This window comes from Arthrobacter sp. P1_B9, from assembly GCF_056406495.1.
The window spans coordinates 18,267-39,035 of the sequence record NZ_JBFUAA010000014.1; the positions used below are offsets into that span (position 1 = coordinate 18,267).

Consider the following 20,769-nt stretch of genomic DNA (forward strand, 5'->3'; position numbering starts at 1 on the left):
GGCTATCCTTCCCGGACGACGACGATTGCGTCGCCTGGGTTGACCATGTCGCCCTCGTTGACCTCAAACGACTCCAGGGTGCCGGCCACATCGGACTGGATTTCGGTGAACTGCTTCATGATTTCGATAATGCCGAGGGTCTGTCCGACCTCGATGGCGTCGCCTTCATTGGCGAAAGGCGGCTTGCCGGGGCCGGGCTTGCGATAAAAGACGCCGGGGAGCGGGGAAACGATGGTTGCCACGGGATGCTCTCTTTCAGATGGTTTGGATAGATCGGTTCAGCCCAGGACCGCACGCACTGCGGTGGCCACTGCGACCGAATTGGGTGCGTCGGAGTGGACGCAGATGCTTTGGAACCGGATGTCCAGCTCGGTGCCGTCAACGGCGAGGACGGGCTTGCCGGCCAGCGCCCTGCTGACACGCTCGGCGGCGGCGTCGGGATCGGTGGGCGCCGGGCGGCGCTGGATCAGCAGCTCACCGGCCGGGCCGTAGTTGAGGTCAACATAGAGTTCGGGCACGAAATCCACCCCCATGGACCGGCACACGCTTTCGTGGGCGGTCCCCGCGAGCCCGAAAAACGGAACGCCGAACTGCAAGGCTGTGCCGGCGGCAGCCTGCATCAGTTCCTCGTCGCCGGCCAGCATGCCGTAGAGGGAACCGTGGGGTTTGATGTGGTTCAGTTCCAGCCCGTACTTTGCGAGGAACGCCGTCAGGGCTCCGGTCTGATACAAGATGATCGATTCGACCTCGGCCGGGGTGAGAACCATTCGGCGGCGTCCGAACCCCACAATGTCCGGCAGGCCGGGGTGCGCTCCGACCGCCACGCCGTGCTCAGCAGCCAACGCCACGGTCCGTTCCATGACGTCGGGATCGCCGGCGTGATACCCACAGGCCACGTTGGCGACGTCGATGATGCGCATGAGTTCTTCGTCGTTGCCGAACTCGTGGAGGCCAAGGCCTTCGCCCATATCGGAGTTCAAGAGCACACGCCTTTGACCGAAAGGAGAGGCGGGGGGAGCGCTGAAGGGAGAGGCGTGGGCTGAGGTGCCTGAAGAAGTGTCGGGAGTCACATTGGGTTGCATGGGTGCAACGCTACTCAGCAATTCACGTGCCCGATATTGTGCAGGTCGCTGAAGCTGCGGGCATCAATTATGGTTATTGCACTGTCCGGTGGGGGACGCCCGCCGTAGTGGGAGGGCCCCGTGCGAATTTCTGATTTAGCAGACAACGCCGATCTCAACATCCGGCTTCGGGTTGCGGGCGGCGAGGGCCGACTGGCCCGGCCCATCACCTGGTGCGCTCCCACCGAACACATGGACCCCACGCCCTTCCTCAGCGTGAACGCCCTGGTGCTGACCAACGGCATGGGCTTGAACGTCAAGGACTTCAGGACCTGGGACGCCTACGTGGAACGGCTGGTTTCCGTCCCCGTCTCAGGGCTGGCGTTCGGCTTGGGCGCGGCGCACAGCGAGCTGCCGGCCGGCCTGCTCCGTGCCTGCGAGGTGCACGGCCTGCCGCTGCTGGAGCTCGCGCCGCAGGTGCCCTTTGTGTTGGTCATGCGGCACGTGGAGCGGGTCATCGCTGCCGAGCGCTATGAGGAGTTGCGGAAGGGCTGGGAACTGGCGGACCAATGCACCCGGTTGGCGGCCGACGGGCATTCCCTGGCGGAGGTCCTGGAGAGGGTGGCGGATGCCATCGATGCGAGGGTGGCCGTGATCGACCAGAACGCCTTCGAGCTTGTTTCCGCGGGAGCGGCTCACGGCGGGACCGCGCGGACCGCGTTGCGCCTTCCCAGCGGCGAGTCCGAGCAGTTCAGGCTTGCCATTGAGGGGATCGGGAGCAACATTGTGCTGCAGCCCATTCTGGGCCCCGTGGCCGCCGTCATCGCTATGCAGCTTAGCTATACCCTCGGGTCCCATTCGCCCTTGCATTCCCGGGAAGCCGCACGCTTCATGGAGGCCCTTTATGAGGACCGCGGCGAGCCGTCCACGCCGCTGCGCCGCTACGCCCTCGAGTCCGGCTTCGATCCTGACAGCGACTGGGGTGCGGTGCTGATCGGCAGCTCAGAAGAGGTGGCCCCCGCAAAGCTGCGCGCCATCGCATGGCGCGCCCGGGTGGGTCTACAGGCCGGGTTCGGCACTGTGCGGTTCATGGAAGAGGCCGGACTCACGACTCTCTTGTTGCAGCACCGGCACTCGGCGGCCGACTTACTGGATGCTGCGCGCGGATTCTTTACGGACGCCCCGGAACTGTCCGTCATCGTCTCGGAATCCGCGGGCCTCAGCGAACTGCCGCTGGCGCTTCAGCTTGCCCGCCGTCATGTGGGACGGCCCGGGGTGCACCAGGCGCCGCTGGCAGATCTCGCCGGCATTGTGCAGGGACTGCCCAGTCCGGGTCTGGTTGCGATGTGCCAACGACTGCTGGCGCCCCTGGCCTCCGACGGCGGCAGCTCGCTGCGGGAGACCTTCGGCGCGTACCTGCGCCACAGCGGGAACTCCGCGAAGATCTGCGATGAACTCTTCATCCACCGGAATACGCTCAGCTACCGGCTGCGGAAAATCGAGGAGCTGCTGAAACTGGACCTGTCCGATGGCGAAGTCCGCGCCACGTGCATGCTCGCCCTCGGCATCGTTGCGGCCGCCCGCTAAAGGGACTGGGCAGTTTGCACTAAAAGTCGCCCCAATCTTGGGCGAACCTCCGATAGGACGCTGTGACCCGGGTCACTACTCTCAAGTCATGGGCTCCTCAACTCATGGGCGTGGAGCCTGCACGGTTGGGCTACGGATTGACGGACGGCGCGTGCCCGCATGGCCTCCCGATTCCACTCACTGATTCGACTGACTGGAGGATTCTCTTGCAGTGTCACACCGCGATGCCGAAGCCGCTGCTTTCCCGCACGCACAGGACCGGCTCCAGCCTGACCGATTCGACCTCCCGGCCGTCCAGGACGCCCTTGAGGAGCTGCACCGCCGTCCGCCCGATATCAAGCATGGGCGAGCGGACCGAAGAGAGTGGGATGGGCAGTTCCGCGGCCAGCGAGGTGTCATTGAAGCCAACCACCGCCACGTCGCGGCCGACGCCGAGGCCATGGGACCGCAGGGCTCCCATGGCGCCGATGGCCGCGAAGTCGTTGACGGCGAACAGTGCAGTCGGGTGGGAGTTGCCGTGAGCCAGGATGGTCTCGGCCGCTTCCCGTCCTCCGCCGGTATCGAATCGGGACCACACAACGGCGTCAGGGGGAATCTTCCCGCCCAGCGCGCGCCAGCGGTCCACGAAACCGGCCGTCCGGTCGACGGCCGTGCTGGCATAGGGCTCGCCGGCGATCACGGCGACGTCCCGGTGCCCCATGCCCCACAGGTGGTCGGCCACAAGCTCGCCGCCAAGGACGTCGTCGCAGGTGGCCGACGGGAAGCCCGGGACGCGCCGGTTCATGAGCACGAACGGCACCTTCCGGGAGGCAAGCTCCCGCAACAGGCCGCTGTCCAGGTGTGCGTCGCCGATGATCAGCCCGTCCACGCGTCGGGCCAGCATGGAGTCCGTCTTGCGGCGCTGTTCCTCGGGCTCATCGCGCGAGTTCATAACAAACGTGGAATAGCCGAGCTCCGCCGCGGCTTCGTCGATGCCCTCGTACATAATCGCCAGAACGAGGTCCGAAAGCCGGGGAACTATCACGCCCATGAGATGCGTGCGCCGCGTCCGCAGGCCGGCGGCCTGCGGGTCGGGGGAGTAGCCGCGCTTCCGCGCGAGCTCGCGCACGCGTTCGGCGGTAGCTACAGAGGCTGCCCCGCGCGCCACTTCGGAGCCCGAGTGCAGGATCCTGGATACGGTCGAGGGGTGGATTCCGAGCTCGCTCGCGAGATCCTTCAGCGTGATGGTGCGGCCATCGGCCGTGCTCTCTTCCATTCAGTCCCCTGCCTCAGCTCAAAAGGTCGTCATCACCAAGAGTGCCTGATAATGCCCGGATCTCTGGTCCAGGCACTCTTGACGTGTCCCACCTCACATTCTATAGTCAATCAAACGGCGTACCCAATCGATTGGGTAGACGGAATCCCGGGAGCCGGCGGCGAAGTATTTACCCCCCTGAAACTTCCGGGAGCATCTGCAGGAAACATGGCAGGAATAACTTTTAGCCACCAACCCAATCGATTGGGTAAGTGTGCGGAAACAGTTACAGAACAAACGGAGTGGACATGACCGTCACAGATTTAGTTGGCCCCCACGTGGTCCTGCTGGCCACGGGAGGAACGATTTCTTCACGTGCGTCCGAGGCCGGCGGAGCCGCGGTGGCGTCCGACACGGGGGAGCAGGTGTTTGCCAGCGTGGGCGTGCCAGCGGCCCATCCGGTCCGCGTGTTCGACGTTTTCCGGAAGGGCTCGTACCTGCTGACAGTCGAGGACATGATCGCCATCTGCGCCACGATTCGGGAGGCCTTGGCCGACCCGCAGGTTCTGGGCGTCGTGGTCACCCACGGGACGGACACGATGGAGGAAACGGCCTATCTCGTTGACCTCACCCACGATGATCCCCGCCCGGTCGTATTCACCGGAGCGCAGCAGGCTGCCGACGCCGACTCCCCGGACGGACCCGGCAATCTGTCCCGTGCCATCGCCGTCGCCGGTTCTCCGCGGTCGCGCGGAACCGGTGTGTTGTTGGCCTTTGCCGGGACCATCTTCCCTGCGGCCGGAGTGCGCAAGCGCCACACAACCAGCCTCGATGCCTTCGCCAACCCGGACTTCGGAACCGTCGGATCGGTGTCCGACTCCGGCGAGGTCGAGATCCAGCCGGTACGACCAGGCCTTCCCCCGTTGCCCCTGCCGGGCGCGGACGCCGGTTCGCCGCGCGTGGACCTCATTGCTGCCTACCCCGGAGCCGACGCCACCCTCCTGCGGGCTGCCCTCCAGGCCGGGGCGGCAGGGATCGTGCTCCAGGGGACGGGAACGGGCAACGCTAACCGCGTGCTGTGCCAGGAAGTCGCGCGCGCCACCGCTGCCGGCGTCGTGGTGGTGACGAGCACCCGGGTGGATGCCGGTGCCGTGGTGCCCCGGTACGGCGACGGCGGCGGCGAGGACCTGCGCGCTGCCGGTGCCATCCCCGCCGGGCTGCTCAAGCCATCCCAATCGCTTGTCCTGCTGAGCCTTCTGCTCAGGCTCGGCACTCCCGCCGCCGGGATCGCGGAGGCCTTCGCCCTGAGGGGCACGCTTCCTGACTAGTTGCCGCCCAACATCCGAGCCTCACCAACAATCCACAGCCCAAAGACAAACCTCAACAAGAAGCCAAACCTCAACAAAAGCGCAGTGAAAGGTTGATCTCATGACTAAGGACATCCAAGTCGCGTTCGGCGTGGACGTGGACGCAGTTGCCGGAATGCTCGGCTCCTACGGGGGCGAGGACTCGCCCTGCGATATCTCCCGCGGCTTGTTCAGCGGCGAGGTCGGCGGCCCTCGGCTCATCCGGCTTTTCGAGAAGTACAGCCTGCCCGCCACCTGGTTCGTGCCGGGCCACTCGATCGAGACCTTCCCGGACCTGACGCGGATGATCGTCGACGCCGGGCACGAAATCGGCGTGCACGGGTACTCGCATGAAAACCCCATCGCCATGACCCGCGAGCAGGAGACGGCCATCCTGGACCGGTCGATCGAACTCATCGAGAAAGTCTCCGGCCGTCGGCCCACGGGCTACGTTGCTCCCTGGTGGGAATTTTCCCCGGTCACCAACGAGATCCTGCTCGAACGCGGGATCAAATACGACCACTCCCTGATGCACAAGGACTTCGAGCCCTACTACGTCCGGGTCGGCGACAGCTGGAAGAAGATCGACTACACCAAGGCCGCGGAAACCTGGATGGAGCCGCTGGTCAGGGGCACCGAAACCGACCTCGTCGAGATCCCGGCCAACTGGTACCTGGACGACCTGCCTCCCATGATGTTCATCAAGGCGGCCCCGAACTCCCACGGATTCGTCAGTCCCCGGGACGTCGAACAAATGTGGCGCGACCAGTTCGACTGGGTGTACCGGGAAATGGATCAGGCCGTCTTCACCATGACCATCCATCCGGATGTCTCGGGCCGCCCCCAAGTGCTGCTCATGCTCGAGCGCCTCATCGAACACATCAATTCCCACGAAGGCGTCAGCTGGCTGAAGTTCGACCAGATCGCGGACTCCTTCCTCGCCCGCAGCCCCCGAAAGGAAAACCAGTAATGACCATCCAGCAGCCCGCCGTCGATCTGACGCAACCCGGACCGGACGAAAAACGCCGCTTCCCGGTATTCTCCAAGCACCACACAACCGTCGCCACCGTCCTGGCGCTCTGTGCCTGGACGGTCGCCGTGTTCGACTTCGGACTTTTCGGCACCCTCCTGCCGGCCATGCAGCAGGAGTTCGGCTGGACCGCGACCGAAGCGTACGCAATCAACACCTGGATCGCCGTCGGCACCGCGATCGTCTGCTTCGGAATCGGCCCGGTCATTGACCGGCTCGGCCGCCGCAAGGGCATGATGACCACTATCGGCGGGACCGCCATTGTCTCGGGCCTGACGGCCCTGATTCCGACCGGGATCCCGTTCCTCAGCAACGGCCTGCTGGTGCTGGTCCGTTCCTTCGGCGGGCTCGGGTTCTCGGAGCAGGCCGTCAACGCCACCTACATGAACGAGGTCTACCAGGTCACCGAAGTCGCGGATAAGCGCAAGCGCCCCGGCTTCCACTACTCCTTCATCCAGGGTGGCTGGCCGCTGGGCTTCCTGCTTGCGAGCGCCCTCGCCCTCGTCTTCCTCCCGTCCCTCGGCTGGCGCGCCCTGTACCTGATGGCGACCGTTCCGGCCGCGATCATCGTGTGGGTCATCGCAAAGAAACTGAAGGAGACGCCGCAGTTCGAACTGCACCACAAGCTGACCCAACTCGAGAAGAGCGGCAAGACCGAGGAAGCCCATTCCCTGGCCCACGCCTTCGGCGTCGAGCACTCCTCCGCGGCCCCGCTCAAGCGCATCTGGGAGCCGCACCTGCGCCGGAATACGATCGTCTTGTCGCTGGCCTGGATCTTCAACTTCTTCGGCATCCTTATTTTCAGCATTCTCGGCAGTTCTGTCCTGAAGAACGCCAAGGGTGTGGAACTTTCTGACGCCTTCTGGATGCTGATCGTCATCAACGGGCTGGCGTACTTCGGCTATGTCTTCCATGGGTGGCTCGGTGACAAGATCGGCCGCAAGCGGACCATCATCGGAGGCTGGATTATCTCCGGCATCTCCTTCGCCATCATGCTCAGCCCCCTTGCCACGGACCCCTTCATGATCATCGTCACCTACGGCGCCGGACTGTTCTTCCTGGTCGGACCGTACGCCGCGATCCAGTACTTCATGGCGGAGTGCTACCCTGTCAGCTGCCGTGCCACCGGCACAGCCTTTATCGGCGCAATGAGCCAGCCCGGCACCATTCTCGGTGGTTTCCTGTTCACGCTAGCGGCCGCCAGCGTAGGAACCGGTGCTGCAGCCTTGTGGGTCGGCGCGGCCGGAACCCTTTTCTCCGGCCTGCTGATGATCGCCGCGAAGCCGCCGGTCGAAGCCCTGCTCGAGGACCACCCCCATGACGCCTGAGAACAGGGTGGCCGTGATCACCGGAGCGGCCAGCGGCATTGGACGGGCCCTCGCGGTCCACTACGCCCACCGCGGCGTGCATTCTGTCATCGGAACCTTTCCCGGCGACCCGCACGACCCGGAGGAAACCCTTCGCCTCGTGAAGGACGCGGGCGGCCAGGGGGTCATCCACGAAGTGGACGTCCGCAGTACCGCGTCAGTCGATGCCTTCGCCGACCGCGCCATACAGGAATACGGCCGCCTGGACTACGCCGTGGCCAACGCCGGAATCCTGCGCAACTCGCCCCTGGCGGAGATGACCGACCAGCGCTGGCACGACATGCTCGACGTCGACCTCACCGGCGTGATGCGGACCCTGCGCGCCGGTTCCGCGAAGATGACCGACGGCGGATCGCTGGTTGCCGTATCCTCCATTGCCGGCGGCGTCTACGGCTGGGAGGAACATGCCCACTACGCGGCCGCCAAGGCCGGCGTGCTCGGCCTGATCCGCAGTGTGGCCGCCGAGTTGGGGCCGCGCGGCATCCGCGCCAACGCCGTTATCCCCGGACTGATCGAAACTCCCCAGTCCCTGGATCCGGTGAATTCCCTCGGGCCCGAGGGCCTGCAGCGCGCCGGTCTGGAAATCCCCTGGGGCCGCGTCGGACGGCCCCAGGAAGTTGCCAGCGTGATCGGCTTCCTGACCTCCGATGACGCTGTCTACGTCACGGGCCAGTCCCTGATTGTTGACGGCGGCCTCACCATCAAGATGCGTGCCTGAAAAGCCTCGGAAGGACAAACATGAACAACCCTGACGCCTCCCGAAACACGGAGGGCCGCGCCGTTGTGGTCACGGGCGGAGCCAGCGGCATCGGCAAGGCCATCGCCGAGGCCTTCACCGCCAACGGCGACAGAGTCGCCATCCTGGACCGGTCGGGCGCGGCGGGAAGCATCGCCGTCGACGTCTCAGACGAGGCGAGCGTGAAGGCGGCCTTTGCCGCAGCACGGTCCCGGCTCGGCAGCATCGACATTCTTGTGAACAGTGCCGGCCTGCTGACGGAATCGCCGCTGGAAGACATGACACTTGCCATGTGGAACGAGACGATTGCCGTTGACCTGACCGGTGTCTTCCTCTGCTGCCGGGAGGTGGTGGGGGAGATGCGGCAGCAGAAGTGGGGCCGGATCATCAACATCGCCTCCCAGCTGGCCATCAAGGGCGGCACCGGGCTCAGCCACTACAGTGCCGCCAAAGCCGGAGTCGTGGGGCTGACCAAGGCCCTGGCCCTGGAAACTGCCGCCGACAACGTGCTGGTCAACAACATTGCCCCGGGACCCATCGAAACGCCCCTGGTTGACGGCATCTCGGAAGAGTGGAAAGCGGCGAAGCGTGCCGGGCTGCCGCTGCTGCGCTTCGGGCTGGCGGCCGAAGTTGCCCCGACGGCGCTGCTTTTGGCCAGCGATCCCGGCGGCAACCTGTACGTGGGGCAGACACTCGGGCCCAATTCCGGCGACGTCATGCCCTAGGAGGGACGCTCACATGTGCGGTGCGTGCGGACGAAATGTGGTGAGCGATCCCGTCCTGGGCCCGGTCAGGACGCTGCGGCAGCACCTGATCGTCGCCCAAACGATCAATGGTGCCAGCAAATCCTGGCCGGGAGCCCCGAAAGTGGCCGCGACCAGCGGCGGCTGGCTGGTCGCGGGACCGACGGGAGCCACAGTGGCCGTATCAACCGTGCAGGCGCTGTGGTCCGCTGTCCTGCTGGGCAGGCCGGGGCTGCAGCGGCAAGACCTGCGTGCCGCCGGGAACCTGGGAGCGGGTGAACTGGGCACGGGTGAACTGGGAGCGGGTGAACTGGGCACGGGGGCGCTGGGCGCCGGGGAACCGGACCCGGGGGAGTTGGCGCGCCGGGTGATGAACCTCGGCCACGAGATGGCACAGGATTCCGCTACGGAAACGGACACGTGACACGCCACAGGTCAGGCGCTACGGGGATCCCCGTAGCGCCTGACCTTTTCCGCGGCGCCGGCCCGAATTCGTAGCGAAATCCTAGCGAAACGGCCGGGCCGGGGCCAGGTGCCGGGGTCAGCCTTCGGCCATCAGGATGCAGGCGCAGCCGGTGCCAGGATCAGGAAGCAGGACCGGCCGGGGAGTCGGAGTGCGGGCAGCGAATCTGCTCGCGGCCCTCACGTGCGTTCTCGACGTCCGCGGCGCTTGCCAGGTCACCGCGGGCCCGCAGCCCGGCCACCACACCGTCAACATCGGCGTCGGACCGGTTCTGGCTGAGTTTGTGCTTCGCCTCGATCCGCGTGATGAGAAGCTCGACGCCGACGATCGCGCGCAGCTGGCCGGCAATGTAGCGCTCCGGGGCATCCTCGACAGTCCAGGGCTGCTCGGAGCCGGCCTCGTTGTGGTTGCTCAGCCGCCTCACATGGCTGGCGAGCCAGGCGGGATCGTCGTGGATGACCAGGGTGCCGTGTACGTGGGCCGTGGAGTAGTTCCAGGTGGGAACCACGCGTCCGTGCTCCGCCTTGGACGCGTACCACCGCGGCGAGATGTAGGCGTCCGCGCCCTGGATAATGGCGAGCGATTCGCCGAGGGCGGGTTCAGACCATTGGGGGTTGTTGCGGGCCAGATGCGCGTGCAGGGCGCCGTGCTCACCGGCCGAGGGGTCGAAGACGAAGGGCAACAGCGTGGCAAGCATGCCCTTCGCGGTGGCGGTGACCAGGTTGGCCGCGGACGGGCGCGTGAGCAGATGCCGGACTGCATCGGGGCCGGCGGCGAAATGTGCGGGGATGTACACGGAACTTCCATTCGGATTGCGGATCGGTCTGGGGCTGGGCGGCTTCGGGGGCGGGGCAGGTGATCAGATCAGCCGGATTGTTTCACTGTCACAGTGCCCTCGCGTTGTCCTTCGGGCTGTCCAGCACGAACGGATTGCTTCCCGCCGCCCTCGCCGCACTTGGCCGGGAGCGGACGGCCAGGCCGGCACAGAGGATGACCGCCGTGCCGCCGATGATGGTCGCCCAGGTCAAGTCTTCGCCCAGTATGAGCCCGGCCCAGCAGATGCTCAAGACCGGCTGGACGAGTTGAATCTGGCTGACCTGCGCCATGGGTCCGATGGCCAGGCCGCGGTACCAGGCGAAGAAGCCGAAAAACATGCTCACGACGCCCAAGTATGCGAAGGCCGCCCACTGCACGGGAGTAGCAGAGGGAGGCTGGCTGGCCATAGAGAACGCCGCGATGCCGGCCATGAGCGGCGAGGACAGAACGAGGGCCCAGGAGACGGTCTGCCACGAGCCGAGTTCGCGGGCCAGCAGTCCGCCTTCGGCGTAGCCGATTGCCGCCGAGAGGACGGCGCCGAACAGCAGCAGGTCGGCCAATTGCAGTTGCCCGATGCCGCCGGACTGCGCAGAGGCGAAACCAATCGCCGCCACTGCGCCCGCGCCGGTGATCACCCAGAAAGACCTGGGCGGCCGTTCATGGCCGCGGATGACCGCCATCGTTGCGGTCGCCGCGGGGAGCAGCGCAATAACAACCGCGCCATGGCTGGCGTGAACCGAGGTGAGGGCGAAGGAGGTCAGCAGCGGGAATCCGATCACCACCCCGCCGGCGACCACCGCAATACGCGCCCACTGGGCTCCCCGGGGCAGGCGCTGCCGGGTCAAAGTGAGGGCGAACGCGGCGAGAACGGTCGCAACAACAGCCCGGCCCGATCCGATGAACAACGGAGACAACCCCGCAACCGCCACCCGGGTGAACGGCAGAGTGAAGGAGAATGCGGCGACGCCGACGAATCCCCACCACAGGCCGGCCGCCTGCCGGGACGATAACGGTTGATCGATTCCCTGAGTAGCGCTACTATTGTCTTTCATGTCTTACGATAGCACTTCGCGGATGGCGGCGCGGCTCCGGGAATGGATTGCGGCCGCCGCGCCGGGCGCGCGGCTGCCTTCCACGCGTTCCCTGGTCGCCGAGTACCAGGCCAGCCCCGTGACCGTGCAAAAGGTCCTGCGGACCCTCTCCGCGCAGGGCCTGATCGAGAGCCGCCCCGGCGTCGGGACGTTCGTGCGGGCCGTTCGAACAGCCCGGCCCGCGGACTACGGCTGGCAGACGACGGCGCTGGGATCGCCCCGGGCGCCGCTCCGCCCCGTCTCCACTGCGATGCGCAGCGCCCCAAACGATGTCATCGCCTTCCATTCAGGCTATCCGGACCGGGAACTGCTGCCCGAGCGGCTGGTCAGGGCGGCCCTGACCCGGGCTGCCCGGGGTGAGGCTGCCCTGTCACGTCCGCCTGCAGCGGGCCAGCCCGACCTGCAATCCTGGTTCGCGCACGAGCTCCGGGCTGCCACTGGGGCCGGCGTCGCCCCGCCAACGCCGCGCGACGTGATCGTACTCCCGGGGAGCCAGGGCGGGCTCAGTTCCGTGTTCCGGGCGCTGGTCGGCAGCGGGCAGCCGCTGCTGGTGGAATCCCCGACCTACTGGGGGGCGCTCCAGGCCGCGGCGCAGTCCGGTGTCCGGGTTGTTCCGGTACCCAGCGGTCCCGAAGGCCCGGACCCCGAGGACCTGGCCCGCGCCTTTGGCGAGACCGGCGCGCGGCTGTTCTACGCACAGCCGAACTATGCCAATCCCACTGGCGCGCAATGGCCTGCCCGCCTGCGCGAGCAGGTGCTCGACGTGGTGCGCGAACACGGTGCGTTCCTGGTGGAGGATGACTGGGCACATGATTTCGGCATCACCACCGATTCCGTGCCCGTTGCCAGCCTCGACGATTCCGGCCACGTCGTCTACCTCCGCTCGCTGACCAAGAGCGTGTCCCCGGCCATACGCATTGCCGCGGTGATCGCCCGCGGCCCGGCGCGTGAGCGCATTTTGGCCGACCGGGGAGCCGAATCGATGTATGTCAGCGGTGTTCTCCAGGCGGCCGCCCTCGACGTCGTGACGCAGCCGGGATGGCAGACGCACCTGCGCGGACTGCGGCTGCAGCTCCAGTCCCGCCGTGATCTCATGCTCAGCAGCCTGCGGGAACTTGCCCCGCTGGCCCACGTGGAGCATGTGCCCACGGGCGGACTCAATCTCTGGGCCCGCCTTCCCGACGGGACCGACGTCGACCAGTTCGTCGGGGACTGCGAGGCCGCGGGGGTCATCATCGCGGCCGGTACCGAGTGGTTCCCGGCCGAACCGGCCGGACCGTTCATCCGGCTGAACTTCGCCGGACCCAATCCGGGTGCTTTCAGGGAAGGCGCGCGGATCCTCGGCCAGGTGCTCGAACGCACCGCCGGGCGGTAGTCGGCCGCCGCCGCCCTATGGCGGAGTGAGTAGCGCCTCAGGTGCCGCGAGCGTCACGAGGCCCTGCACGGAGCGGGCGAGCCCGGCGTCGAGCGTCACAAAGGCGTCTGCCTGAAGCCGGGCCAGGGCCACGTATTCGGCGTCGAGGGTGTCATCCCAGCCAAGTTCCTCGGCGAGGCTCCACGCGGTGCGTTGCAGGACGCGGTCGCCGAGGAGCCGGATGCGAAGGCCCCGGATGTAGTCGAGCTGACGATTGGCATCGGCCCGCGTCACGTCGCCGCGCCGGACTGACTGGTACAGGTGTGAGAGCACCTGCGAGCGGAGGAGCGTCGGTGCCAGCAGCTGGTGATCGTCTGAAACCGCCGGCCTTTCGAGGGCAAGATGAAGGGCAACGTCCGGGCCAATCACGAATCGGGTCATGGTTACTGGATCCTTTCCTGGGTACAGCGGCGGTCATCCGGCCTCGCGGGGCGCGAACACGATGACGGCGACCCCGAACAGGCAGATCACCGAACCCAGGACGTCCCACCGGTCGGGCCGGAAGCCGTCGAAGATCATGCCCCAGGCCAGTGAGCCGGCCACGAACACGCCGCCGTACGCGGCGAGGATACGCCCGAAGTGTGCGTCCGGCTGCAATGTCGCGGCAAAGCCGTAGATGCCCAGCGCCACGACACCCAGCCCGGCCCACCACCAGGCCCGGCCCTCGCGGACGGACTGCCAGACGAGCCAGGCCCCACCTATTTCGGCAATGGCGGCGAGGACGAACAACAGGATGGTTTTCGGGATAGTCACGCCCTCATGATGGCACCGGCTGGTTGCCTATCCGGGCCGGTGCGCGCCGACGCGCCCGCCCGGCCGTCATGCGGGGTCATCGCTTGCATCACCGGCCACCCGGGCCTATAACTTTAAGGTTCAAGTAAACTTGGCGGGAAAGGTTGTGCCGCTCGAAGCCGACTGGCTTGACGGCTCCGCCCCCGCCGACGTCAGCACCTGTTGCCCCATACCTGAGGACCCGAGATGACCCTTGCGCCAGAAACCACTGCAACCCCGAAGGCCGCAGCACCTTCGGCCGCCGTGCGCAGCCGCGTCGTCGTGCCGCTGCGCTTCCCGGACGGGTTCGAAGCCGTTGCCGAAGTGCTGAGCTTCAGCGGGCTCACCGACGGCAAGGAGCACCTGCTGCTGGCCCTCGGCGAGTGGGAGGCTGCACTGCAGGGCGCGGCGCAAGGCGGTGCCGGACCGCTGGTGCGGCTGCACAGCGAGTGCCTCACCGGCGACGTATTCGGGAGCCAGCGGTGCGATTGTGGCCCGCAGCTGCGGGAGGCCGTGGAGCGGATTGCCGCCGAGGGGGGCTTCCTGCTCTACCTCCGCCAGGAAGGCCGCGGCATCGGCCTGTATTCGAAGCTTGACGCCTACGCACTGCAGGATGGCGGCCTGGACACCTACGCCGCGAATCTGGCCCTGGGCCACGGCGAAGACGAGCGGGACTACACGGCGGCGGCCCAGATGCTGGGGGCAATGGGTACCGGCACGCTGCGGCTGCTCAGCAACAACCCGGACAAGGCAGCCCAGCTGACCGGCCTCGGCCTCGAAGTGTCCGGGCAGGTCGCCACCGGCGTCCATGCCTCGGCGGCCAATCTTCGGTACCTGGCCGCAAAACGCGACCATACCGGCCACACGCTCGTGCTCCCGTCCGACGCCGGACCCGTCGCCGGTGCGCCCGGCGGTGCCCCTGGCGACGTCGGGGCTGCGTCCCGGGCCGGTGCCCGGGCGGCGGCGGCCGTCCCGACCCATGACGACATGCTCGCCCGGGTCCAGGGGCTCGTGCCCGGCCTGCGCGAGCGGGCCGCGGAAACCGAGGAGCTCCGGCGCATTCCGGACGCCACCATGGAGGAGCTGCACGCGGCCGAAATCTTCCACATGCTTTCCCCGAAGGGGGTCGGCGGATTCGGCATGGGCCTGGAAACCTATGTGGAGGTGGTGCGCCGGCTTGCCCGGGGGTGCGCCTCCACGGCGTGGAGTGCCGGCCATCTGATCGAACATGTCTGGATGCTCGCGCGGTGGCCGCGGGAGGCGCAGGACGAGGTCTTTGCGAACGGACCGGCTCCCTTGGCGGCCGCTACCGGGGCGCCGGCTGGAGTGGCCAGGAAAGTGCCGGGAGGCTATTCCATCTCGGGCCGGTGGACCTTTGCCTCCGGGGTCATGCATGCCCAGTGGGCGCTGCTCGCCGCGCAGCACGGCGACGTGCGCCTCCAGTGCCTGGTGCCGCTGGCCGACGTCGAGCTCCTCGACGTGTGGCAGACGGCCGGCCTGAGGGGTACCGGGAGCAACGACATTCGGGCAGGGAACCTGTTCGTCCCGGAGCATCGAACTCTGGACTGGGAACTCCTGGGCGCGGAAACCAATCCGGGGAGCCTGCTCCACGCGGATCCGCTGATCCATACCCCCATGGGCGCGCTGCTGAACATGGTGGCCCCGGCCGCTGCCCTGGGGTCTGCCGAATACGCGCTCGACCTGTTCCGCGAGCTGATTCTGGTCCGGAAGGTCAAGCACACCGTGGAGAACCGCCAGGCGGACTCCCCGCTCGCGCAAGTCCGGTATGCGCACGCCTTCGGGCTGGTGGCCACCGCGCGGCTGCACTGGCAGGAGGCGGTCCGGGTGGTCTGTGCCGCCCATGCGCGCGGGCCTTCGACCATGACGGAGCCGGACCGCGGGCAGTACCGGCTGTCCCTCGCCCTGAGCGGCGAGGCGTCGGCCGAGGCGGTTCGGGTGATCATGCTGGGATCCGGCGGGGGCGTGCACCGGCTGTCGCATCCGCTCCAGCGGATCCAGCGCGACGTCAGTGTCCTGATGAACCATGCGGCGCTGACGAGGGATCCGGTTCTCGAGCAGGCGGGCCGGGGCCTTCTGGGTCTTGGGTTCAGTGTGCCCTCGTTCTGACCGAAAGCTTGAAGCTTCAATCAAAATGGATTAGGGTGATCCCATGACTCAGACCACTGACCGCCCCCCAGTTCTCTTCCTCAGCCATGGCGCACCGCCGCTGGCCGACGACTCCACGTGGACCCGCGAACTCCACGACTGGTCCGGCACCTTCGGCAAGCCCCGGGACATCCTCATGGTCTCCGCCCACTGGGAAAACGCCCCCGTGACGCTCAGTGCAACCGGGCGGGATCCGGGCCTGGTCTACGACTTCGGCGGCTTCCCGCAAAAGTACTACGAGGTGGCCTATGACGCCCCGCAGGCGCCCGAGCTGGCTGCCGAAGTCGAGAAGCTCGTCGCCGGCCACGGCCATCACGTGGAGCGCGATGAAAGCCGCGGGCTCGACCATGGCGCCTACGTTCCGCTGAAGGAGATGTACCCCGACGCCGACGTGCCGGTCGTGCAGATGTCCATGCCGACGCTTGATCCTCAGGGGTTGTTCGACCTCGGCATGTCGCTGGGGCCCTTGCGGGAGCGGGGCACGCTGATTGTCGGATCGGGATTCACGACGCACAACCTGCGCTGGTTCAATCCCGCCGGGGGACCGGACTCCGCCCCTCCCGCGGCCTCCAGTGAATTCGACCACTGGGCGGAGGAGGCCATGGCCCGCGGCGATGTCGACTCCATCCTCGACTTCCTGAACAAGGCACCCGCCGCCCGGGAAGCGCACCCCCGCAGCGAGCATTGGGCTCCGCTCTATGTTGCCCTCGGGGCTGCGTACGGCTCGGGAGACATCCAGGCCAGGACAGCAATCGACGGGTTCTGGTTCGGGTTGTCCAAGCGGTCGTGGACCCTGACGTAGAGGTCGCACAACGTAACAAGGGGAATGAACCGGACCGGGGTCCGGTTATGCCCGCCAGTGCCGGATCGCCGGCCAACCATAACGTGACGTGGCTTGACCACTGATGAGGAGCACAACATGACGATTGCAGTAACGGGTGCGACAGGACAGCTGGGCAGGCTGGTCCTCGATGAACTGCTCACCAGCCAGGAACCGGATTCGCTGGTGGCCATCGTGCGCGACGCCGCGAAAGCCCGGGAGCTGGTTGCACGTGGCGTCCAGGTGCGCGTCGCGGACTATTCCGATCCCGCGGCTCTCGAGGCTGCGCTTACGGGCGTTGACAGGCTCCTGCTGGTTTCCGGAAGCGAGGTGGGCTCCCGGGTGGCGCAGCACGGCAACGTCATCGACGCGGCCAGGGCCGCCGGCGTCGGGTTCATCGCCTACACATCCGTCCTGGCCGCGGACACCACCGAACTGATCCTGGCGCCCGAGCACAAGGCAACAGAGGAGCTCATCCGCGCGTCGGGACTCGACAACACCATCCTGCGCAACGGCTGGTACACCGAGAACTACGCCCAGACCGTGGCGACGGCCAAGCAGACGGGCGCCGTCGTGGCCGCTGCCGGTGACGGCAGGGTGGCCAGCGCGACGCGGGCTGACTACGCGGCCGCGGCCGCGGCGGTGCTCAGCTCCGCCGGGCACGAGGGCCGCACGTACGAACTCTCCGGCGACTACGCCTGGAACTTCAAGGAACTGGCGACGGCGATCACCCGGATCACGGGCCGGGAAGTTGTCTACCAGCCCGTCTCCGCCCCGGAACTGGTTGAGGTCCYGACCGCGGCCGGCCTCGACGCGGGCACCGCGGGATTCCTCGCAGCCCTGGACGCGGACACCGAGGCGGGCCTGCTGGCCACCGTCACGGGCGAGCTGTCCCGGCTGATCGGGCGGCCGACGACGCCGCTGTTGCAGGCTCTGACGTCCGCCGCCGCGAGCTAATCCGCACTCCCCAGGGAGGCCGCGAGACCGGAAGGCCGGGAGTGGGCATAATGAAGGCGTGGATTCCCGCTGCGCCCGCAAGGCATAGACATCCTGCGGGTGCGCGCCTCGACTGACAGGACCCATGGAAACTCCCGGTGATTTTCAGCAGGCCGGGGCCGGCGAATGGTCGGACGGCCCGCTGGTTGTCGGTGTGCCGTGGGAATTCGACGGGCGCCTGATACGGGCCGCCGCCGGGCTCGCCGCGATCATGGGAGTGCACCTGATTTGCGCGTTCGTGGACCCGGCGAGCTACCTCACGGAGTGGGAGCCCGCCGGAGTCCTGGATGGCACCTCACTGGATCCCGCCCCGAATGTCGAAGCCGAATACCCGGCCTCACAGCTGCTCAGCTGCCTTGAGGGCATTCTCGGTCCTCCCGGCGGGGCATGGTCCTTCCGGGTGCTGAACGGCGAAGTTGCCCACGCCCTGGACCGGCTGGCGCAGAGCGCGGACGCGGCTGCGCTGATTGTCGGCGGGCAGCGGCCTGGGCGGATTGCCCAGATGGGCCGGCTCCTGGAGGGCTCGGTCAGCGTTTCCCTGACCCGTCTGCAGGGCCGGCCCGTACTGGTCGTTCCGCACGCGGGTCAGTGACGCACGCGCCGGCCGTGCGTTCCGTCCACCGAAGGCGGGCCAACAGCGGGCCAACAGCGCGCCAGCAGCGCGCCAACAAACCTGAGGCCGGCGGCGCGGGTTCATCCGTTCCGGGTGACGGCCCCGGGCCGCCGCGGCCATAGCGTTGGAGTACCGCCGGTGTGCGAGCGCCCGGGATGCGAAAGATTGCTGGAGCACGAGGGGCTGACGCTGACGGCGGAACTGCACGAGCAGTCAACGCCAGCGAATCGAAGTGAGTGATGGTAAACCCGAACAAGCCAGCAGCCGTCACGTCAGAGGCGCGGGCGCTCTTCGTCGGCAGCGCCGCCTTCCTCGTCCTGGGCGGCATCGCTTTTCTGCTGATCGGGCGGGAACCGGTCCCGTTGTCCGGACGGGGTTCAGTCGGTGACATTGCCTCGATCGGCACGGCAGTGGTGGGCGCCGGGGCGGTGGTGGCCGGTTGCCTGCAACGTCGTCCGGCTGTGGCACCGGAGGCCCGCGGGGGAGGCCGGATCCGCACGTCCATCGATATCGCCGCACTCGCGCTGGCGCACGCATGCATCTTCCTGCTCGGCTGGCTGGCGCTCTTTTCGCTGTTTCAGCAGGCGTTCATCGGTGCGGTCGTCTACCCGTTCGCGGCCGCTGTCCTGGTCGGGACCACGGGAGCCATCAGCGCCTATATCGCCTACCTGTCCGCGCTCAGCATGACCGCCTACCGGCTCGCCGCCCTCCTCGCCGGCTTCCTGGTCACCGGCCTGCTCACGAGCATGCTCACCGCACAGGATCCACTGTGGTGGCAGGAGAACCTCAGTGCCCTCGGCATGAGCTCCGACGTCTCCGGAGTGGCGTTCAACTTCACCCTGATCGTCGCCGGCGTCGTCATCTCCACGCTGGCGGGATATGCGACGGCGACCCTCGCGGCGACCGCGAAGTCCCCGTCCGCGCTGCATCGGGTGAGGCTGCTCGAAGGCGGGATCGCCCTGATCGGCCTCTTCCTCGCCTGCGTGGGATTGTTCCCCGTCGATGAGCGCTTCGGGCTCCATACCCTGGTCGCGTCCGGCATGGTGGTGGTCTTCGCGTCCCTGATTGTCCGCATCCGCACGCTGGTTCCGTCCGTCTCGGCCACCTTCGCTGCGCTGGGGTGGCTCTTCCTGGCGGTCATCGTCGTCGCCGCGGTGCTGTGGTTCCCTGTCGGCTACTACAACCTGACCGCGGTGGAGCTGATCGCCGCGTCGCTGATCTTCGCTTGGCTCATCATCCTGATCCGTAACCTCGCAGCCGTTGATGCCGACCAGCTTGAGGCAAACCTGCCGGCCCGGCCGCTGCCATCGCCGGCTGAGCCTGCGAACCGGCCAGTTTCCGCAACAGACAGCGCAGTGCCCGACCCGTAAGTGCCGCGGGGCCTGCCGACGACGGAAGTGCCGACGCCGGGAGTGCCGTCGGGAAGGGCCGCTTCAAGGCTCGCCTAGGAGTGCGTCGGTTCTTCGACCAGCGCTGTGGCGATGCTGTCGGCGTCCTCGAGCGCGGACAGGAAGCGTTCGGCGTCCAAGGCCGCGGCGCAGCCGGTGCCGGCGGCGGTGATGGCCTGGCGGTAGCGGTGGTCCACGGCGTCGCCGCAGGCGAAGACGCCAGTCAGGTTGGTGACCGTCGTAGGGGAGTCGACCTGGATGTAGCCGTCGGCATCGAGGTCAATCTGTCCGGCCAAAAGCTCGGTCCGGGGCACGTGCCCGATCGCGACGAAGATGCCCGTGGCGGCCTGCTGCCGGGTGTCGCCGGTGCGGGTGTCGGTCAGGGTCACTCCGGTGACCTTGCCGTTGCCGTGGATCGCGGTGACGGCGGAGTTCCAGGCGAACCTGATCTTGGGGTTGTCCTTGGCCCGCTGGGCCATGATCCGGGAGGCACGCAGTTCGCCCTTGCGGACCACCACGGTCACCGATTTGCCGAAGCGGGTCAGGAATGTGGCCTCCTCCATCGCCGAGTCGCCGCCGCCGACCACGATGATGTCCTGGTCGCGGAAGAAGAAGCCGTCGCAAGTGGCGCACCAGGACAGTCCGTGGCCGCTGAACTTCTTCTCCTCCGGCAGGCCCAGTTCCTTATACGCCGAGCCCGTGGCGAGGATGACGGCGGGCGCTTCATGTCTCGCCCCGGCGCCGGTGACCACACGCTTCAGGTGCCCGGCGAGCCGGACCTCGGTGACGTCGTCGAACACCACCTGCGCGCCAAACTTTTCGGCCTGCTGCTGCAGGCCGTCCATCAGTTCGGGGCCCTGGATGCCGCCCGGGAAACCGGGGAAGTTTTCCACCTCGGTGGTGTTCATCAGAGCGCCCCCGGCAGTGACCGCACCGGCGATGACGAGAGGCTTGAGCCCGGCCCGGGCGGCGTAGATCGCCGCGGTGTAGCCCGCGGGACCGGACCCGATGATGATCAGCTTCTCGGTTGTCTTGATGGCGGCGCTCACGGTCGGGCTCCTTCGGTGACGGTTGCCGGGCATGTGCTGATCATCCCGCCCTGTGGGGCGCTTATCAACGCCCCCGGG

The 20,769-nt window shown here is 67.3% G+C and carries 21 protein-coding genes; 13 read left to right on the forward strand and 8 right to left on the reverse strand.

Annotated features, from left to right (window positions below):
- Window positions 1-2: 2 nt before the first annotated feature.
- On the reverse strand, window positions 3-242 hold the full coding sequence (locus tag AC1D1A_RS17035; protein WP_028276237.1) for an acetyl-CoA carboxylase: 240 nt from the start codon (window positions 240-242) through the stop codon (window positions 3-5).
- A 36-nt stretch (window positions 243-278) separates the two neighbouring features.
- Window positions 279-986, reverse strand: a complete 708-nt coding sequence (gene pxpA, locus AC1D1A_RS17040) for a 5-oxoprolinase subunit PxpA (protein WP_308288969.1) — start codon at window positions 984-986, stop codon at window positions 279-281.
- A 216-nt stretch (window positions 987-1,202) separates the two neighbouring features.
- Between pxpA and AC1D1A_RS17045 the strand changes: the two genes are divergently transcribed.
- Entirely contained in the window at window positions 1,203-2,648 is a 1,446-nt protein-coding gene (locus tag AC1D1A_RS17045; protein ID WP_476849515.1) for a PucR family transcriptional regulator, read from the forward strand.
- 214 nt (window positions 2,649-2,862) lie between these two features.
- On the opposite strand, the gene AC1D1A_RS17050 is transcribed toward AC1D1A_RS17045, so the two are convergent.
- The gene (locus AC1D1A_RS17050; RefSeq protein WP_476849516.1) at window positions 2,863-3,903 is read right to left on the reverse strand and encodes a LacI family DNA-binding transcriptional regulator; all 1,041 of its coding nucleotides are present in this window, start codon (window positions 3,901-3,903) and stop codon (window positions 2,863-2,865) included.
- A 287-nt stretch (window positions 3,904-4,190) separates the two neighbouring features.
- Between AC1D1A_RS17050 and AC1D1A_RS17055 the strand changes: the two genes are divergently transcribed.
- From AC1D1A_RS17055 to AC1D1A_RS17080, 6 genes are all read left to right on the forward strand, one after another.
- Window positions 4,191-5,210: an asparaginase gene (locus AC1D1A_RS17055; RefSeq protein WP_476948273.1), complete on the forward strand. Its 1,020-nt coding sequence runs from the start codon at window positions 4,191-4,193 to the stop codon at window positions 5,208-5,210.
- A gap of 100 nt (window positions 5,211-5,310) precedes the next feature.
- Window positions 5,311-6,198 (forward strand): polysaccharide deacetylase family protein, encoded by an 888-nt coding sequence (locus AC1D1A_RS17060; RefSeq protein WP_476849518.1) that lies wholly within the window; start codon window positions 5,311-5,313, stop codon window positions 6,196-6,198.
- Window positions 6,198-7,586, forward strand: coding sequence for an MFS transporter (locus AC1D1A_RS17065; RefSeq protein WP_243177850.1), 1,389 nt, complete (start codon window positions 6,198-6,200; stop codon window positions 7,584-7,586). Before AC1D1A_RS17060 ends, AC1D1A_RS17065 begins: the two co-directional genes overlap by 1 nt.
- Window positions 7,576-8,343 carry an SDR family NAD(P)-dependent oxidoreductase gene (locus AC1D1A_RS17070; protein WP_476856019.1) on the forward strand — a complete coding sequence of 256 codons (768 nt, stop codon included), beginning with the start codon at window positions 7,576-7,578 and terminating at the stop codon, window positions 8,341-8,343. The genes AC1D1A_RS17065 and AC1D1A_RS17070 overlap by 11 nt, the downstream gene beginning before the upstream one ends.
- A 20-nt stretch (window positions 8,344-8,363) precedes the next feature.
- Window positions 8,364-9,086, forward strand: a complete 723-nt coding sequence (locus AC1D1A_RS17075; protein ID WP_476849520.1) for an SDR family NAD(P)-dependent oxidoreductase — start codon at window positions 8,364-8,366, stop codon at window positions 9,084-9,086.
- A 40-nt stretch (window positions 9,087-9,126) separates the two neighbouring features.
- Window positions 9,127-9,528, forward strand: a complete 402-nt coding sequence (locus AC1D1A_RS17080) for a hypothetical protein (RefSeq protein ID WP_476948274.1) — start codon at window positions 9,127-9,129, stop codon at window positions 9,526-9,528.
- Window positions 9,529-9,688: 160 nt separating this feature from the next.
- Here AC1D1A_RS17080 and AC1D1A_RS17085 read toward each other — a convergent pair whose 3' ends face one another.
- On the reverse strand, window positions 9,689-10,363 hold the full coding sequence (locus AC1D1A_RS17085; protein ID WP_476948275.1) for an FMN-binding negative transcriptional regulator: 675 nt from the start codon (window positions 10,361-10,363) through the stop codon (window positions 9,689-9,691).
- Between the two features lie 88 nt (window positions 10,364-10,451).
- Window positions 10,452-11,435 carry a DMT family transporter gene (locus AC1D1A_RS17090; RefSeq protein WP_476948276.1) on the reverse strand — a complete coding sequence of 328 codons (984 nt, stop codon included), beginning with the start codon at window positions 11,433-11,435 and terminating at the stop codon, window positions 10,452-10,454.
- Between AC1D1A_RS17090 and AC1D1A_RS17095 the strand changes: the two genes are divergently transcribed.
- Window positions 11,434-12,849 carry an aminotransferase-like domain-containing protein gene (locus AC1D1A_RS17095; RefSeq protein ID WP_476948277.1) on the forward strand — a complete coding sequence of 472 codons (1,416 nt, stop codon included), beginning with the start codon at window positions 11,434-11,436 and terminating at the stop codon, window positions 12,847-12,849. The genes AC1D1A_RS17090 and AC1D1A_RS17095 overlap by 2 nt on opposite strands.
- A gap of 15 nt (window positions 12,850-12,864) precedes the next feature.
- On the opposite strand, the gene AC1D1A_RS17100 is transcribed toward AC1D1A_RS17095, so the two are convergent.
- Together AC1D1A_RS17100 and AC1D1A_RS17105 are read right to left on the reverse strand one after the other, a co-directional pair.
- Window positions 12,865-13,269 carry a type II toxin-antitoxin system VapC family toxin gene (locus AC1D1A_RS17100; protein WP_476872635.1) on the reverse strand — a complete coding sequence of 135 codons (405 nt, stop codon included), beginning with the start codon at window positions 13,267-13,269 and terminating at the stop codon, window positions 12,865-12,867.
- A gap of 33 nt (window positions 13,270-13,302) precedes the next feature.
- Window positions 13,303-13,641, reverse strand: a complete 339-nt coding sequence (locus tag AC1D1A_RS17105) for a YnfA family protein (protein ID WP_476872634.1) — start codon at window positions 13,639-13,641, stop codon at window positions 13,303-13,305.
- A gap of 225 nt (window positions 13,642-13,866) precedes the next feature.
- On the opposite strand from AC1D1A_RS17105, the gene ribA reads away from it, so the two are divergent.
- From ribA to AC1D1A_RS17130, 5 genes are all read left to right on the forward strand, one after another.
- Window positions 13,867-15,786, forward strand: a complete 1,920-nt coding sequence (ribA, locus tag AC1D1A_RS17110) for a GTP cyclohydrolase II RibA (protein ID WP_476872633.1) — start codon at window positions 13,867-13,869, stop codon at window positions 15,784-15,786.
- 43 nt (window positions 15,787-15,829) lie between these two features.
- Window positions 15,830-16,627, forward strand: coding sequence for a dioxygenase family protein (locus AC1D1A_RS17115; protein ID WP_028276744.1), 798 nt, complete (start codon window positions 15,830-15,832; stop codon window positions 16,625-16,627).
- 117 nt (window positions 16,628-16,744) lie between these two features.
- Window positions 16,745-17,602 (forward strand): SDR family oxidoreductase, encoded by an 858-nt coding sequence (locus AC1D1A_RS17120; RefSeq protein ID WP_476948278.1) that lies wholly within the window; start codon window positions 16,745-16,747, stop codon window positions 17,600-17,602.
- A 124-nt stretch (window positions 17,603-17,726) separates the two neighbouring features.
- Window positions 17,727-18,233: a universal stress protein gene (locus tag AC1D1A_RS17125; protein WP_476948279.1), complete on the forward strand. Its 507-nt coding sequence runs from the start codon at window positions 17,727-17,729 to the stop codon at window positions 18,231-18,233.
- A gap of 257 nt (window positions 18,234-18,490) precedes the next feature.
- On the forward strand, window positions 18,491-19,624 hold the full coding sequence (locus AC1D1A_RS17130) for a hypothetical protein (RefSeq protein WP_476948280.1): 1,134 nt from the start codon (window positions 18,491-18,493) through the stop codon (window positions 19,622-19,624).
- A gap of 74 nt (window positions 19,625-19,698) precedes the next feature.
- Here AC1D1A_RS17130 and trxB read toward each other — a convergent pair whose 3' ends face one another.
- On the reverse strand, window positions 19,699-20,691 hold the full coding sequence (trxB, locus tag AC1D1A_RS17135; protein ID WP_476948281.1) for a thioredoxin-disulfide reductase: 993 nt from the start codon (window positions 20,689-20,691) through the stop codon (window positions 19,699-19,701).
- Between the last annotated feature and the right edge of the window lie 78 nt (window positions 20,692-20,769).